Raw genomic sequence first — 15,506 nt, 5'->3', positions numbered from 1 at the left:
AATATTGCAAAACGAATTTTTGTTTTATATATGAATTTACATGAGAAGGGAGTCCTTTTGTATGGAAAATGTTGTCATTTTAGGTGGTGGTCCTGCAGGTTGCACCGCAGGATTATATACAGCCCGTGCTAATTTAAACCCACTTGTGTTAGAGGGTGAACCCAGTGGAGAAATTCTGCCCGGCGGACAATTAATGACCACAACCGAAGTCGAAAACTTTCCAGGCTATCCCGAAGGAGTATCCGGGCAACAACTAATGGCAGACTTGAAAAAACAAGCAGAACGGTTCGGGGCACGATTTGAGTATAAAACAGCGACAGCAGTTGATTTGAATACATATCCCTTTATAGTATTTGCAGGTAATGAAAAAATAGAAACGAAATCTATTATTATTGCTACAGGTGCCAGTGCCCGATATTTAGGATTGCCTGCAGAACAGAAATTTCTTAATCGGGGTGTATCTGCATGTGCTACTTGTGATGGAGCGTTACCTCGTTTTCGAAACAAGCCCGTAGTTGTAGTAGGAGGTGGCGATAGTGCTATGGAGGAAGCCCTGTTCTTATCGCGATTTGCATCACAAGTGCATGTCGTCCATCGCAGAGATAAGTTCCGTGCCAGTAAAATTATGTCAGACCGTGTTCTTGCCCATCCGAAAATTATTGTAGAATGGAATTCCGTAGTCGAAGATATTTTAGGGAATGACAAGGATGGAGTTACAGGCGTCCTTTTGAAAAATGTGCAAACAGGAGAAATACGGGAAATCCCGTGTTCTGGTTATTTCTGTGCTATTGGACATAAGCCCAATACAGATTTATTCAAGGGCGTTCTCCATTTAGACGAACAGGGATATATCATTACAAAACCGAATAGAACCGCAACCAATATAGAAGGTATATTTGCATGCGGTGATGTTCAGGATTCCTATTATCGGCAGGCAATAACAGCCGCAGGTAGTGGTTGCATGGCGGCTATTGAAGCAACACGCTGGTTGGAATCGCAGGAGTAATTATGCCCCTGAACCAAAAAGTCCAGCAAGACGGAATAAAGCCTCGATAATGTTGATTATTTGCAATATAGCGTCGAGAACCAATAAAAAATCCATAAACTTCGTTCCTAAATTTGAGTTATATTTATTTAAATTATACCTTAAAAATTACAAATATGTTAAGATTTTATCAAATATTTTATTTTTTATTATTCTGATATAGCAAGGAATGTATCCAGAATAACAAAAATAAAATACAAAATATTCATCAGTGATTCAACTAAATAAACAATTAATGATTCAAATGTCATAGAGTTCTCCTGTTTTGATTCACTATAACACAATAACGAAATTCAGGATATAATTTCAATTTATGGGAAAGAAATTTGTTCGTTTCCGCTGTCATCATTGTGGTCATTGCTGTACCGATGTAATCTGTTGTCCTACTCCTTATGATATATGCCGTATTGTTCAGGCAACACATATTCCCCCAAAAAAGTTTTTGAGTTTCATCGAACCTGAAGAAATTCAGGGGGTTAATAAATCAGACCCAACCTGGTTAAAGATTGGCAATAAGAAATATTTAATGACCCTAAAAAGAACGAAGAAAGGTTGTTTCTTTCGAGATAGCAAAAAGGGAATTTGTAAGATATATGAGCATAGACCCTTATTGTGCCGATTATTTCCATTTAAATTAAGACAAACCCGAACTGGAAAAGTTCATTCTTTTTCATTACACAAGGATGTGGGTTGTCCCAAACATCGTGATGGGATTGTATATACAGACTATTTAGCGAAAATCTGGGAGGAGGAACAAAAACATCAAGAAGACTATCAAGACTTGGTTGCATTTTTTAATAACCCGAATAAAAAAGGAAAAAAGCCATTTGATTTTGTTGACCTGTTCGTAGTGATAATAAGTAATAAGAAAAAGAAAGTTTGTAAATTCAACAATCATCAAAAATAGGTTAAAAGGAGCCAAGATATGAAAACATTATTGATTAGTGCAGTGGTTTTAACAATGTTACTTTCTGCGAACTTGTATGCAGAACCATTAAAAATTTTATACCTGACTAAATCTTCAGGCTTTGAGCATAGCGTTGTGAAAAGAGAAGGTAACCAACTATCTTATTCCGAAAAAATCCTTGTGGAATTGGGAAATAAAAATGGTTGGCAGGTAGAATGCACAAAAGACGCTTCGAAAATCAATGCGGAAAATTTGAAGAATTACAATGTGGTCATATTTTATACTTCAGGCGATTTGAGACAAGCCGGCACCGATGGGCAAGCTCCTATGAAACCTGAAGGGGAACAAGAATTAATTCAATGGATACAAAACGGAGGAGGTTTTGTGGGCATTCATCCTGCGAATGATAGTTTTCATTCCGAAGGGGATAAAGTAAGTGAATATGTAAAAATGTTAGGTGGAGAGTTTTTAAAACATGGCAAACAATTCAAAGGGAAATTGGAAATTGTGAGCAAAGGGCATCCCGCTTTAGGAAACTTTCCTGATGGGTGGGAAACAGAAGAAGAATGGTATATTATGAAAAATTTTAATAAAGATACAATGCATGTACTTGTATTGCTAAATCCGGGAGCAGAACGGGAAAAGCAAGAAATATATAACATACCGAATTATCCAATTGTCTGGTGTTCTGTGAATGGTAAAGGGCGGGTAGTTTATAATGGCTTAGGACATCGAGAGGATGTATGGGATAGCAAAGAATATCAAGAATTGTTAAAAGCAAATATCCTCTGGGCGAGTGGTCAAGGAGAAACAAAAGCAGAACCTAATTTCCGTCAGGTCGTTCCAGAAAAATAAATCGCATTTTTATCAAACCTGCTGGACAGGATTGACATGTCTAACATAAAAAAACAGAGGGCGTATTATTCCTAATACGCCCTCTTTATTCTTAAAACTCTTTCAAGTCGTCATCATCTAAAGGTATTACCTGTTCCGGAGATACTACATCTGCATTATTAGTATGATGCGGTAACGCCGTAGGTGTTGTCTTTCTGCGTTCTCTCATGTCTTTTCCTTTAGAAGCAGACGGTGGTAAACCCTTACTCACCGTAGGTTTCCGAACAGGTTTTGTTGCCGGTAAAGCCACATTTTGTTTGACCTCACCTCCTTTTTTTTCTCCTTCCAATATACTACGCAAAACATCTACCATCCGATTTAATTCTTCTGCTTGAGCGGATAATTCTTCACTGGCTGCGGCTGCTTCTTCAGAATTTGCCGCATTCGACTGAATCACCTGATTCATCTGTCCTACGGCTTGATTAATCTGCTCAATACCTTGAGCCTGTTCATTACTTGCCGCTGTAACTTCACCAATCAGTGTTGCCACTTTTTCAACATTTTGTGTAATCTTTTCTAAAACATCAGCAACTTCCTGACTAACCTCTACACCTTCCTCAGCATGCTTCTGCGATTCTTCAATTAATTGAGCTGTTGTTTTTGCCGCTTCTGCACTGCGTTGGGCAAGTCTACGGACTTCTTCTGCGACAACGGCAAATCCTTTTCCTGCTTCACCAGCACGAGCCGCTTCAACGGCTGCATTCAAGGCAAGCAAATTTGTCTGGAAGGCAATCTCATCAATAGTCTTAATAATCTTTGCCGTTTCATCAGACGAAGTTTTTATTTGCTGTATAGCCTTTGACATCTTCACCATAATTTCGCGTCCATGTTCCGCAGCCTGCTGGGCTTCCATCGCGGTATTATTTGCCTGTCAGGCATTATCCGCATTTTGTTTGGTCATCGAAGACATTTCTTCCAGAGATGCAGAAGTTTCTTCCAGACTGGACGCCTGTTCTGTGGCTCCTTCTGCCATTGCCTGACTGGATGCAGCAACCTGACCCGATGCTTGATTTACCTGCTTGGAACCATCGGTTAGGTTTGTGATAACCGTATTTAATGGCTTTGTTATAGCCCATGTTACCAGCAAGGCAAGAATTATTCCCAAAATAATTCCCACTATGGAGAAAACTAAAACCATAAGACGAACCGAATTCATAATGGTTTGAGTATTCTGCTCAATGTCATTTGTAAACGTTGTAATCTGTTTTACAAGATTATCGGCACATACTATTAAGTTCTGTGTTGCTTTTCTATCTGTGAGTATCCCTTGATAAAATTTATCCCCTTGAGCCAGATAATCATTAAAATTCTTTTCTAATTCGGATACAATCGCCACCAATTCAGGAATATCCTGAACCATCTTTTTCCATTCCTCGAAGGATTGCTTTAAGGTCTGGGCTTGTTTCTGGAACCCCTCCCATTCTTTATCGCCCTGATAAGCCCTTAAATAAAGTGCGGTTACACGCAGTAAGAAATAGGGTTCTATAATCTTCTGGTCTAATCCCATTTGAATTTCAGACCATTTCTGATAACTTGCAAGGTCCTGATTACTTAATGCCTTAGTTAATGCAGGTTTTATTACCTGTTCACCGGCTTTACCGATACCTTCTGTTATTTTCCACCCCAAATCTTTCCAGACAGAAAAGACATCATTCTTTTGTTTCATTGCGCTAACCAATTCTTCAAAGACTGTTAGGTAGTCACCTGCAAACTTTTGTGCTGTTTCCATTTGTTGATTCATCTCTGTGGAAATACCTTTTGTCTGCTGGAGCTGTTCTATCATCGAAACCAATTCTTTTTGTGCATCACGTACCTGCTCATCTACTGTCTTTTTATCTCCCTCCGCTACAAACGCCTGTCCCGTCTGGGCAAGATAGGAAAAATCTCTACGAAGTTTTCCTAATTTATCAACCTGTTTATACACTTCATGTGCCTGATTGGAAAGGGACATACTCCCGTAAATTTTACTCAATCCATACCATCCTGCACCGGAAACAAGAACCAAAATAAGGACGATAAGTCCAAAAGACAAAAAGAGCTTTGTTGAGAGACGAAGAGATTTTAACATAACATATTCCTTCTTAATTTAAGGTTCAAAATATTAGTGCATAATTTATTGAAAAAAAATGATATAGCAATATTATATAACATTTTAACAAAACAAATTTCTTTATATCAAAAAGTATTATTTTAACATACTTTTACTAAATAAATCATGTGTTAATAATATATTATATCATTATTATTAATATTTGGCATTTTAAATTATAGATAGCAAGTATCATACCATAAATTCACTTGTAGTATAAACACTTATGGTATAAAGACATAGAAAGGTAACAATCTTTTTATCCACCTTTTTTCTCTGGATTTATTCGCAGATAACTGTGAATTTTTAATACTGCGGCTTTATATCGTTGCTAATTTTATTAATACGAAGAGAATAATATAATGGTGATAGATTCGTAGAGTGCAGCGATGGCAAGAATACATCCCGTAACAACAATAGCGGAAATAATGACCTTAAAGCCATTATAAATTTTCTGTCGAAATTGCTTTCTTGTAAATACTGCGTTCCAGAAGTAATATGTCCACAGAACCACGGCAAATACCGCCAAAATATAGGCTTCTAACTCCAGAACAATGGTAATAGAATGGAAAGTAAGGCGAACTGCAGTTCCAGCCCATATTGGTGACATAGCATAACCTGCAAATGCAAAACTAATGAGACTTTTAAATACCCCTAACATAAAGGGAGGGATGGAGATTAAAAAAGTAAGTAAAAAGGTCTGAACCCAGAAATTATTATGAAATGTTGTTATAGCAGCACGGAGAATATCTCCCTGTTTATACGCTTCCCCGATATACTGCAAATCCCCTTCAGAGAAAACATGCGTAATATAATATATAATTAATCGATGTGTTTCGGGTTGATACAATGCTGTGAAAAGATTGATAAAGAAAACAGCATAAAAAAAGGTATTGATAAAACGGAATAGTTTGTCCCGTTGTTGTATTTCGCTAAATAAAGGTCCAATCACACGGGTTGGGGGATTTGCTAATCGCAGATAGAACATCCTGAAAATTTCTTTCAATGCAATACAAATTATTAAAAGGCTTATAGATATTCCGATGGAAAACAGGTCAGATGTTCGTGCCTGTAATCCAGAAATACCTTCTGTATAATCTATATCTTTCAAATGGCTGTTCATTTCTCCATCTAATTTTGAAAACAACGATTCGGCCTCTGGAAATGCGAACCCAGGAACAATCGTGCTGGGTATATTATTAAGATTTTCTGAAGATATAACATAAGCTCCTACGAATGGAGAAAAATCACGCGATAAAGTCCCTACAATATTATAAGTAGTATCTCCGATTTGAAAAGGCTCTGTGGGACTTAAGTCCCCGGCTAATGCTTCATACTTTCCGGGTTCAGGCAACCTACCTGAAGATAACATAGGCAAAAAATCATTAATGCTATCCATCCAGACAAAAACGGGATAAGTAAGCAAAGGAATATTTTCTCCCTTCCCAAGTTCTATCTGTTTCAATAGTTCTACAAAAAGTTCATTTTTAGGGTGTGGTACCTGTGCATCAGGAATAACAAGAAGCCTCTTAAAATTAGTTTTATCCGGAATTTTATTTAATATCTCTTTAACTATTTCATCATTCCAGACAATAATTCCGCGGGACCAGGGTTTCTTTTGAAAGTGTTTATCTTCCCAGTGTCCAATTAATACAAGACAAAGCATTCCCAAAAAAAACCAGCGAGATAGGATATCTACGCGCCGATACGATGGCTCTTGCCCTTTTTCAGGTTGAGGATTGGGAGAAGGTTGTGGATGATTATCCCCATCCACATTGGATTGAACTTCTTCCAGAAGGGGACTTTCCGTAGAGGACGGTTCTTTTTTTTCAACAGGTTGACCCTGTTCGAATAGGGGGTCCTGACTCATAGAATACTTTAATTATAAAGATGCTTGTTTAATATTGGGGAACAAACATTGCAAACTCTGATGAAACAAATCTGTAAAATATGCTTCACAGGAAGGTCCAAACCAACTCATTAGTCCTGTTTCATAATTTAATGGTTCCTTCCAGTAATATCGGTCTGGCGAAAGATAACCGCAATATGCAGCAGAAAAACTTGTAGTCCACAGGTCTATATCCATGGTTGACATGGATAATTTCCATGCCCGACTTATTTCACTACTAAAATCAAAAGGCAAGCCAATCATGAATATATCTCCAATTCTGCATGCCTGCAACCAGCCATAAGGAGGCACCCCCATAATTTTGCCCGCAAGAGGTGAAAGTCGCCATTTAGGGCTTACAGGACGAACTTGAAATGATGGCATATAAACCAAAAATGCAAAAGAAGCCACCTCTACCTGTTCTTTGAAAGTTAAGTTTTGTGAATTGTCAAGGACCAATTGCCCCAATTCGTTTCCCATAGCCAGCACTCGCGATTCCGCATCTGGAGCATTTGGAGCCTTAGGACCGCTGGAACCTAATGCCCCTCCTAAGTAAATAGCAGTTGTTTTAGGTTGATGCTCAATAAACCGCTGTAATGCACCCGGATATTCCGCACTAAACTCCATCATATCACCATCGTAGTTAGTTGGATGGGCTGAAAAACGAACAACATAACATTTGTTTCCGCTATTTTGCTCAATCAACATAAAATTCAAGTCTGTATCCACAGGTTCTTCTCGTGTTCTATTCCGAATATAATTACTTCCATCAACCTTACTTGAAGCTATCTTTGCAGGTTCCATTTTGTTATATGCGTTAATAATAGCTTCGGCAATATTCTTCGCAAGATGGTCTACAATTTTAGGATTATACTTACCGCCGGTAATTTTACCTGCAACGCCGGGTGCCCATGCCCCAGGACCACAATGCGTATGACTTGCCGTAAAATAAAGTTGTTCCGGTGTTAAATGTATTTTTTCCCCGACTTCTCGACGGACTTTTTCTGCAACATTTGGCGGGACAAGAAGTAAATCCGTGCCAATAATTACAACGGTATCCTGTCCATCACTTATTGCTATGGCTTTAGCGTATAGTTCATCATGAACCCCTGTAGAAGGTTTCCCTTTTCTGTCTGAATAACCACCCAACGGTGTTCCGATAGGGGGAGTGATAATTTGTGTAGCCCAGCCGGCTTTCAACGGTCCAGGAGTTTCAGAAAGATGAATATTTTTTGAAGCTTTCTTTAATTCAGTTAATGTCTTTTGATAATACTTAGCCGATTTAAAGTCTGTATTTCTGTAAACAGGCCATGGACCAATAATAAGCAGGAAAGCACCTACTAAAAGAATTATAAGAATGAGGATAGCTAATAATATCTTTTTAAGTTTTCTCATAAAAAAGCCTCCGGAGAGTTAATTTTATCTTTATCTTTTAAAACGAAAAATAATAAATATGAATTCCTGCATATTTATTATAAATTAATGAGAGTATTTTAACACATAATAGACTGCTTATGCGTTGTTAAGTTTCATTTAACAGATTGAATTCTTCAGGATATGTCTGACGAATTCTAAACTATCACCTGTGTTTATTCCCCTTTTAGAATTGTTTTCATGGTAGATTGAAGTAAAGGATTGCGGGTTGTCTCTTGTATCCATGTGGGTGATTGTTTGTAATAAAACCGTATTAATTCTTTACCCCAGTCTCCCTGTTTCATTAACCAGGAGCGAACATCATGGAAAAACTGTAATTCCTGAGAATTGGGTGTTAGCATGTATTTAAAGAAGCAAAACCTGTCGCAATCTGCCTTGGATTCACAATCCGTGCCGGGCTTTAAATAACAACGAATTAGAGGATAAAAATGTCGAAACGATGCAAAATAATCATAATTTCCGGAACGGTCTGTACAACTATGAGTTGGACCATTACTTAGCATACCTATCAATTTATACCCAAAATCCTGACAGAAAAGCCCCGAACCACTGGAACCCTGTGATGTAATTCCTTCTCTCCACAATACTTCAATAGTGTAATACCTTAAATTCATACATAAAGAATCCATACAGCTGTCCACTTCTGTTCTCTTAATATTTCCAATAGCTGCTTTTAAGGATGTTCCTTGCGGATGATGTGCCCCGTAAACCGACATACCTGAACTTAATTGTTCAGAACTCCAACCTGCATAAGCCCTGCCATATTCACCTATGGGTACTTCCTCTTTAAGTTTGATAAATTGTCCATCCAGACATAAACTTTCTGCAAGATTTTGCGCACCAAGAGTTCGTGGGCAGGCATTTTCATTGGGTTCTTCATAATCTTCGCAATTTGCAACACGGAAATCCCATATTACTTCAATATAGTCCCAGCGGATACCTGTTTCCTCAAAGCAATGATGTGCGGTGATAAAGTAGGGTTCTAATTCAGAAGTGTCGGGGACATTTAAAAGTGTTCCTGTGCAAAGGATAGTTCCGTTATTCACCGGTATATCTATTCTTCCCACAGCCGTTGTAATTTTCTGGTATTCCGTATTATCTACACATGGAACGGGCAAAGGACAGGGTAACGCCTTTGCTATATCTTTTGAAGAAATATAATAAAATTGGAAAGCAACAATCTTTAATTCAGGCAATGTATCTTTTTTTGTTTGCAAAACGAGGATAGCACTTTCCCCTGCAACGGAAGGTAGCCATGTCTCGGACAATACATCTTCTTTTTTCGGATAGGGACCATAAACAATAAATAGATTTGGAATAACCAGCCATATTTTATCATCTGCCGATAATTTTGAAGTATCAATTATAAGTCGTATTCCTTCTGCTTCTTCTACCCGAAACTCTCCTACGGCATAATAATTACCATCGGAATACAATTGAGGATTGTTAAAAACCAATCTCCCTTCAATATCCACTTTTTCCTCTACGGCTATACGCAATGGCTGTTTCCCTTCTGCTTCCTGCTTTAACAATGATTTTTTACCGGTCATACCTGTATAGGTATAGGTAGGATAGGGCTGAGATAGCAACATAGATACAGGCACACTTCCTATTTTAGCTTCCGCTCCCATATTCTTTTGTAGAGAACCTGGTACCGGTGGAAGAAATATTGTTTCTGCAGAATCACTCATCGCTGGAAATGAAGAACAAATTAGAAAAGAGCATGCAAATAAAAAAATACCAATATCCCTCTTTTTCATAGATGAATCCTTTTTATTTGATTTTTATGTTACTCTTATTAAATTGTATATGTATAATAAAACATTAAACAAATTTTAACCGAAACTATTTAAAAATGTTTATGAAAAATAGGCAAACAGAATGAATCAAACAAAACCGAAAAGCATTATCATATTAGGTCCTACGACTTCTGGAAAAACAAGTTTGGGAGTGAAAATTGCCCATACTTTTAATGGTGAGATATTATCCGCAGACTCCCGTCAGGTATATATCGGGCTGGACATAGGAACAGGAAAAGACCTCGAAGAATATTCCAGCGTTTCTCCACCTATTCCTTATCATTTAATTGACATTGTCCCAGTTACCTATGAGTTCAGTTTGTTTGATTACCTAAAATATTTTTCTCTTGCGTATGAGGAGGTAATATCAAAAAACAAATTGCCAATTATAGTGGGTGGCACAGGACTTTATCTTTTTGCTCTCATTGAAGGTTTTTCGCTTGCAAAGGCTCCTACTAATGAAGCATTGAGAACAGAATTATATCAATTGCCCATAGAAGAGTTACAGAAAAAATTGCTTGAACTAAAACCAAAACTACACAATACTACTGACTTGCTGAAAAAGGAACGACTTATACGAGCCATTGAAATAGCACTTGCAGAGAAAAATGGAGAAGAAACTATTACCGTCCCTCCCTTAAATGCGATTATTTTTTATATTCACTACGAACGAGAACAGTTAAAGATTAGAATCGGGGAACGCCTCAAACAAAGAATACAACAGGGTCTTATTGAGGAAGTGGAACGGTTAAGAAATGAAGGAATTTCTAACGAACGACTTTTCCAGTTAGGGCTTGAGTATCGTTATGTGCTTTTATATTTACAGGGAGAAATTAAAAATAAAAATGATATGTTCCAAAAATTACGGTCGGCTATCTGGGAATTCGCAAGGAAACAGGAAATATGGTTCCGTCGTTTGGAACGGAAAGGATATGAGATTTACCGAATAGAAGGCGGAAATTTTAATTTTGCTAAAAAAAAGATTAAAGAATTGTTATGAAAGAGAATATCATTGATTATTTAAACAAAAGGGCAACTCTCTCTCCTTGGCAATTGGATTTGTCAAACTGCGATAAAATAGAACAGGTTGTTGTTATCCCTGCTTATAATGAATTTCATAATATTCGAAATCTTCTTCATTCTCTTTCCCAAAATGATATATCTATCTGTGAAAAAACATTAGTTATAATTGTAGTAAATAATCGCAATGAAACGATAACCCCGCCTGAACATATAGAGAACAATCAAAACACTCTGGAACTGCTAAGAACTTATATGCATGAAAAAGAATTTCCTTTCCCCATGGGCATTGTTGATGCTTCTTCTCCGGGCTATGAATTTCCTGCGGAACACGGAGTAGGATTGGCTCGAAAAATTGGTCTGGATTGGGGACTTTATACTTTGTTTCAACAGGGAAAAACGGAAGGAGGACTTATCTGGCTGGATGCTGATTGCGAAGTATCCCAAAATTACCTGAATGAGTGGAACTATTTCTTCATGACGAATCCTTATTCAGCAGGTATTATGTATTCCGAACATCCTATAGAAAATACTTTGTACGGACAATGTATGCTTGCTTATGAAATCTTTCTTCGTTGCTATGAATTAGGTCTGCATTATGCCAATTCACCATATACTTTTTTACCCATTGGCTCAACGATTGGCGTTTCTGTCCCTCTTTATGTGAATTGTGGAGGTATGAATACACGGATAGCAGGCGAAGATTTCTATTTCTTGCAAAAGGTGGCACGCCTTGGGGAAATAAAAAGATTAACAACTGCAACGGTTTATCCTTCTGCACGACTTTCGGACCGTGTTCCTTTCGGGACGGGTGCTAAATTAAAACAATACTTAAACCAGCCGGAAACAAAATACCTTACATATCCGTTTGAATGTTTCGATATATTAAAAAAGTGGATACAGTGTATTGATAATCCAGAAGAAAATCCTGAATTTATGTTATTACAAGCAGAAAAAATTCATTCGGAATTAGCCCATTTCCTTGTTACCAATTACTGGATACAAAAAACAAAAAAGATATTCCAACAAAATCAAAATAAGAAATCACTACAATTCCATTTACATGAATGGTTCGATGGCTTAAAAACTCTTAAATTATTACATCATTTAAGAGACTTCGCTTATAAGCCGAAAAATCTGTTCCATACCCTTGAAAAGTTGGTAAAGCAACTTAACCTATCGGAATTTCAGGAGATAAATTTTGAAAATATAGAGGGGGATTTTGAAAGGCAAAAGATGATTTTGGATAAGTTAAGGAATATATGGCATTTATTAAAAAGCAGTGGGATTAACCACCATCTTGATAGTGATTAATCCCAACTAATATAGGAGGTATAGTAGGTATGTGAGGGTTGTTAGTTTGGGGTTATATCTATGCTTTGTTTATACAGCAGGAGGCACAACATTTGCAATTATCTCCACAGGAACAAGCTGTTTTCGCTTGCTTTTGACCTGTGCAATTACAGGCAGAACAGCATTTGCAATCACCACATTGGGCATTAGAACTTACATTCTTCTTTTCACAACTTTTTCCATCGCCAGAAGGTTTACTATCACATGCAGCTTTACCCGATTTTAAGTCTCCCGTGCTTTTACAACATTCTTTTGATGCGTCTTTTTTCTCTGCACACGACTTTTCCGTAGAACAACAACCCGATGTTGCCTTCATATAAGGACAACTTGATTTCTGTTCATTCTTCTGTTCTTCCGCAAAAGTAATTGAGGAAAGAACAATTGCCACTGCAAAAAACAGTACAAAAGTAGCAATTAGTTTTGCCTTAAATGGTTGATTTTGTTTACATCGAACTTGGGACTTCATAGTGTATTCTCCTTGTTTGTTTTTTATGTTTTCATTTTCAAAATAGAAACATACCTCAAATATTTTTTATTCCCTGTTTTATAGCTGTATTCTCCACATAATATTAATACAAGGAAAACCTATAAATGGATTTCATCCATTATTCCTTTTCTAACGACTAACTTACACAATACATTAATTTTATTCTCCCCACGAACACAATGATATATAGTTTTGAATAAAACGAAACAGTATTACTTACGATAATTAATAAATAAAAGCAACAAAAATTCAAATTTATAATAATAAGAAATAAAAAATTTTATTTATGAATGAGTATATAAATAAAAACAATTTATTAATATTATATTTTTATTAAAATAATATTGATTTATAATAAATTATATTCATATAATCATTTTGTAGGATATTCACATTATTTACTATAACTTTAAATAAGGAGATATTTTATGAAGAAAGGTTTTACTCTCATCGAACTGCTCGTCGTCATTGCAATCATTGGTATTCTTGCCGCAATCCTATTACCAGCCCTTGCTCGAGCAAGAGAAGCGGCACGCAGAAGTAGTTGCCAGAACAACCTAAAACAATGGGGATTGGTGTTTAAAATGTATTCGGGAGAATCAAAAGGCGAAAGGTTTCCCCGTATTTTAGTAAGAGATGGAACTCAGGCAATTTTTCGGGACTGCGATACTTCAAATCCTTCTTTATCCACTTACAGCGGTAGTTTATTTATTGCTATGGGACCAGACCCCACTACCATTTACCCGGAATACCTGACAGACCCTGCTATTTGTTTCTGTCCGTCTGATGCTCAGAGTAGTATTAAAGATGTTACGAATGATGAAACAGGAGAAAATACATTTGGTTGGCTATGCACTGATGCTAATTACGGTGCAGCCGCTGTTGACGAAAGCTATGCATATCTCGGTTGGGTAATTGACCGCGCAGAAACAACGGACAATCCGATTACTTTTCCAGCATTACCTCCGTTATTACCCAATCCTATTACCGGTCCAGCACAGTTAGTTCAATTAGCATTAAATGCCTTGGTCCCTGTATATACCAATCCATCTTCCTGGCCTGATTATGTAGACAAAGATATTCCCGTTAACGCCGGAAATGGCAATGGAGGTGGTTCTACTGTATATAGGCTAAGGGAAGGTATTGAGCGGTTTCTTATCACAGATATTAATAATCCAGCCGCATCAGCACAGGCTCAAAGTTCCGTCTGGATTATGTTTGACCATGTTGCGACGAATCCCGCAGGATTTAATCATATACCTGGCGGTTCGAATGTCTTATACTTAGACGGTCATGTTGAATTTATTCGTTATATTGCGGAAGACATCGCCAATCCTACGGGTGCAAGTAAAGCCCCTGTTAATGCAGGTGTAGCTCAGGTCGTTGGTATTTTCTTCTAATATGAAAAATATACAAAAGTAAAGAGTAGGGCGAATATAATTTATTCGCCCTACTATAATTACAAAGATTTTATTATTGGATTTATAGATTGTAAACCCTCTCTATTAAAGACATCTTAAATCTATTATTTTTCTTCCTCTCTTCTGTTTTAACTTTCTTGTTTATCCTATTTTTTTATGGGAACACAGATATTCTTTTTGAAATAACAAATTTATCTATTTAATGAAATAAGAATATCCATTCTTTTGTTTTATGTTTAACCTTAAATATAAAAATTATCAAGGAGAATGGTTATGGCTTTATTCTTTCGTCCTGCGTGCAATAATATACTCGAAACTGTCGGAAACACGCCTCTGGTTCGATTGAACAAAATTAGTAAAGACCTAAAACCGAAGATATATTTAAAAATTGAGTACTTTAATCCTGGAGGAAGTGTGAAGGACCGTATCGCTCTGGCAATGATTAAGGATGCGGAAGAAAAGGGACTGCTTAAACCCGGTGGAACTATTATTGAAGCAACAGCCGGGAATACAGGGCTGGGTCTGGCTCTTGTGGCAAGTGTGAAAGGGTATCGCTGTATTTGTGTTATGCCGGATAAGATGAGTTCGGATAAAGTTCGTTTATTGCGTGCTTATGGAGCGGAAGTCGTAATAACACCAACAAGTGTTCCACCCGATTCACCGCAAAGTTATAATGGTGTTGCAGACCGTTTAGCCCGCGAAATACCCGGGGCGTGGCGTCCCAACCAATTTCAGAATTTAGCCAATCCTGAAATGCACTATCGCACCACAGGACCTGAAATCTGGGAACAAATGGAAGGGAAAATCACGGCATTTGTGGCAGGTGCCGGCACAGGCGGAACTATTAGCGGGGTTGGAAAATATCTGAAAGAAAAAAAACCCAATGTGCGTATCATCGGTGCAGATATTGAAGGTTCTGTATTAAGTGGGGATTCTCCTAAATCATGGAAGGTAGAAGGTATTGGAGAAGATTTTGTTCCGCATACCTTGAACGCACATGTGGTTGATGAATGGATTCGCGTTAGCGATGCGGAGTCTTTTCATACAATTCGTCGTTTGGCTCGGGAAGAGGGGATAATGTTAGGGGGTTCAAGTGGAACTGCTATCTATGCAGTATTAAAGTATGCTCAACGATGCACCGAAAATGACCTGATTGTTGTTATGTGCCC

At 37.4% G+C, this 15,506-nt stretch carries 13 protein-coding genes; 7 read left to right on the top strand and 6 right to left on the bottom strand.

The genetic code is table 11. The features are described 5' to 3' along the window. The first annotated feature begins 61 nt into the window (after nucleotides 1-61). From trxB to PLA12_08260, 3 genes are all read left to right on the top strand, one after another. On the top strand, nucleotides 62-1,006 hold the full coding sequence (trxB, locus tag PLA12_08270) for a thioredoxin-disulfide reductase (protein ID HOQ32495.1): 945 nt from the start codon (nucleotides 62-64) through the stop codon (nucleotides 1,004-1,006). A 352-nt stretch (nucleotides 1,007-1,358) separates the two neighbouring features. After that, nucleotides 1,359-1,952, top strand: coding sequence for a YkgJ family cysteine cluster protein (locus tag PLA12_08265; GenBank protein HOQ32494.1), 594 nt, complete (start codon nucleotides 1,359-1,361; stop codon nucleotides 1,950-1,952). A gap of 18 nt (nucleotides 1,953-1,970) precedes the next feature. After that, entirely contained in the window at nucleotides 1,971-2,807 is an 837-nt protein-coding gene (locus PLA12_08260; GenBank protein ID HOQ32493.1) for a ThuA domain-containing protein, read from the top strand. Between the two features lie 91 nt (nucleotides 2,808-2,898). Here the strand turns inward: PLA12_08260 and PLA12_08255 are convergent, their stop codons facing one another. From PLA12_08255 to PLA12_08235, 5 genes are all read right to left on the bottom strand, one after another. Further along, a complete protein-coding gene (locus PLA12_08255) occupies nucleotides 2,899-3,699 on the bottom strand; it encodes a methyl-accepting chemotaxis protein (GenBank protein ID HOQ32492.1) in 801 nt (266 codons plus the stop codon). A gap of 18 nt (nucleotides 3,700-3,717) precedes the next feature. Beyond that, nucleotides 3,718-4,914 carry a hypothetical protein gene (locus PLA12_08250; protein HOQ32491.1) on the bottom strand — a complete coding sequence of 399 codons (1,197 nt, stop codon included), beginning with the start codon at nucleotides 4,912-4,914 and terminating at the stop codon, nucleotides 3,718-3,720. 361 nt (nucleotides 4,915-5,275) lie between these two features. Further along, nucleotides 5,276-6,805: a hypothetical protein gene (locus tag PLA12_08245; protein ID HOQ32490.1), complete on the bottom strand. Its 1,530-nt coding sequence runs from the start codon at nucleotides 6,803-6,805 to the stop codon at nucleotides 5,276-5,278. A gap of 12 nt (nucleotides 6,806-6,817) precedes the next feature. Then, the gene (locus PLA12_08240) at nucleotides 6,818-8,218 is read right to left on the bottom strand and encodes a neutral/alkaline non-lysosomal ceramidase N-terminal domain-containing protein (GenBank protein ID HOQ32489.1); all 1,401 of its coding nucleotides are present in this window, start codon (nucleotides 8,216-8,218) and stop codon (nucleotides 6,818-6,820) included. A gap of 194 nt (nucleotides 8,219-8,412) precedes the next feature. Next, nucleotides 8,413-10,017: a trypsin-like serine protease gene (locus PLA12_08235; protein ID HOQ32488.1), complete on the bottom strand. Its 1,605-nt coding sequence runs from the start codon at nucleotides 10,015-10,017 to the stop codon at nucleotides 8,413-8,415. Between the two features lie 121 nt (nucleotides 10,018-10,138). Here PLA12_08235 and miaA point away from each other — a divergent pair, with 121 nt between their 5' ends. Both miaA and PLA12_08225 read left to right on the top strand, forming a co-directional pair. After that, entirely contained in the window at nucleotides 10,139-11,056 is a 918-nt protein-coding gene (gene miaA / locus PLA12_08230; GenBank protein ID HOQ32487.1) for a tRNA (adenosine(37)-N6)-dimethylallyltransferase MiaA, read from the top strand. Next, entirely contained in the window at nucleotides 11,053-12,390 is a 1,338-nt protein-coding gene (locus PLA12_08225; GenBank protein HOQ32486.1) for a glycosyltransferase family A protein, read from the top strand. Before miaA ends, PLA12_08225 begins: the two co-directional genes overlap by 4 nt. 58 nt (nucleotides 12,391-12,448) lie before the next feature. On the opposite strand, the gene PLA12_08220 is transcribed toward PLA12_08225, so the two are convergent. Continuing rightward, nucleotides 12,449-12,895 (bottom strand): hypothetical protein, encoded by a 447-nt coding sequence (locus tag PLA12_08220; GenBank protein ID HOQ32485.1) that lies wholly within the window; start codon nucleotides 12,893-12,895, stop codon nucleotides 12,449-12,451. Nucleotides 12,896-13,344: 449 nt separating this feature from the next. Between PLA12_08220 and PLA12_08215 the strand changes: the two genes are divergently transcribed. Further along, complete coding sequence (locus PLA12_08215) at nucleotides 13,345-14,316, top strand: DUF1559 domain-containing protein (protein HOQ32484.1); 972 nt, start codon at nucleotides 13,345-13,347, stop codon at nucleotides 14,314-14,316. A 294-nt stretch (nucleotides 14,317-14,610) separates the two neighbouring features. Beyond that, nucleotides 14,611-15,506 (top strand): cysteine synthase family protein (locus PLA12_08210; GenBank protein HOQ32483.1); only part of this gene is annotated, 896 nt, incomplete at its 3' end.

It is taken from the genome of Candidatus Hydrogenedens sp., assembly GCA_035378955.1.
Lineage (GTDB): Bacteria > Hydrogenedentota > Hydrogenedentia > Hydrogenedentales > Hydrogenedentaceae > Hydrogenedens.
This window is presented reverse-complemented; position numbering and strand designations above follow the sequence as displayed.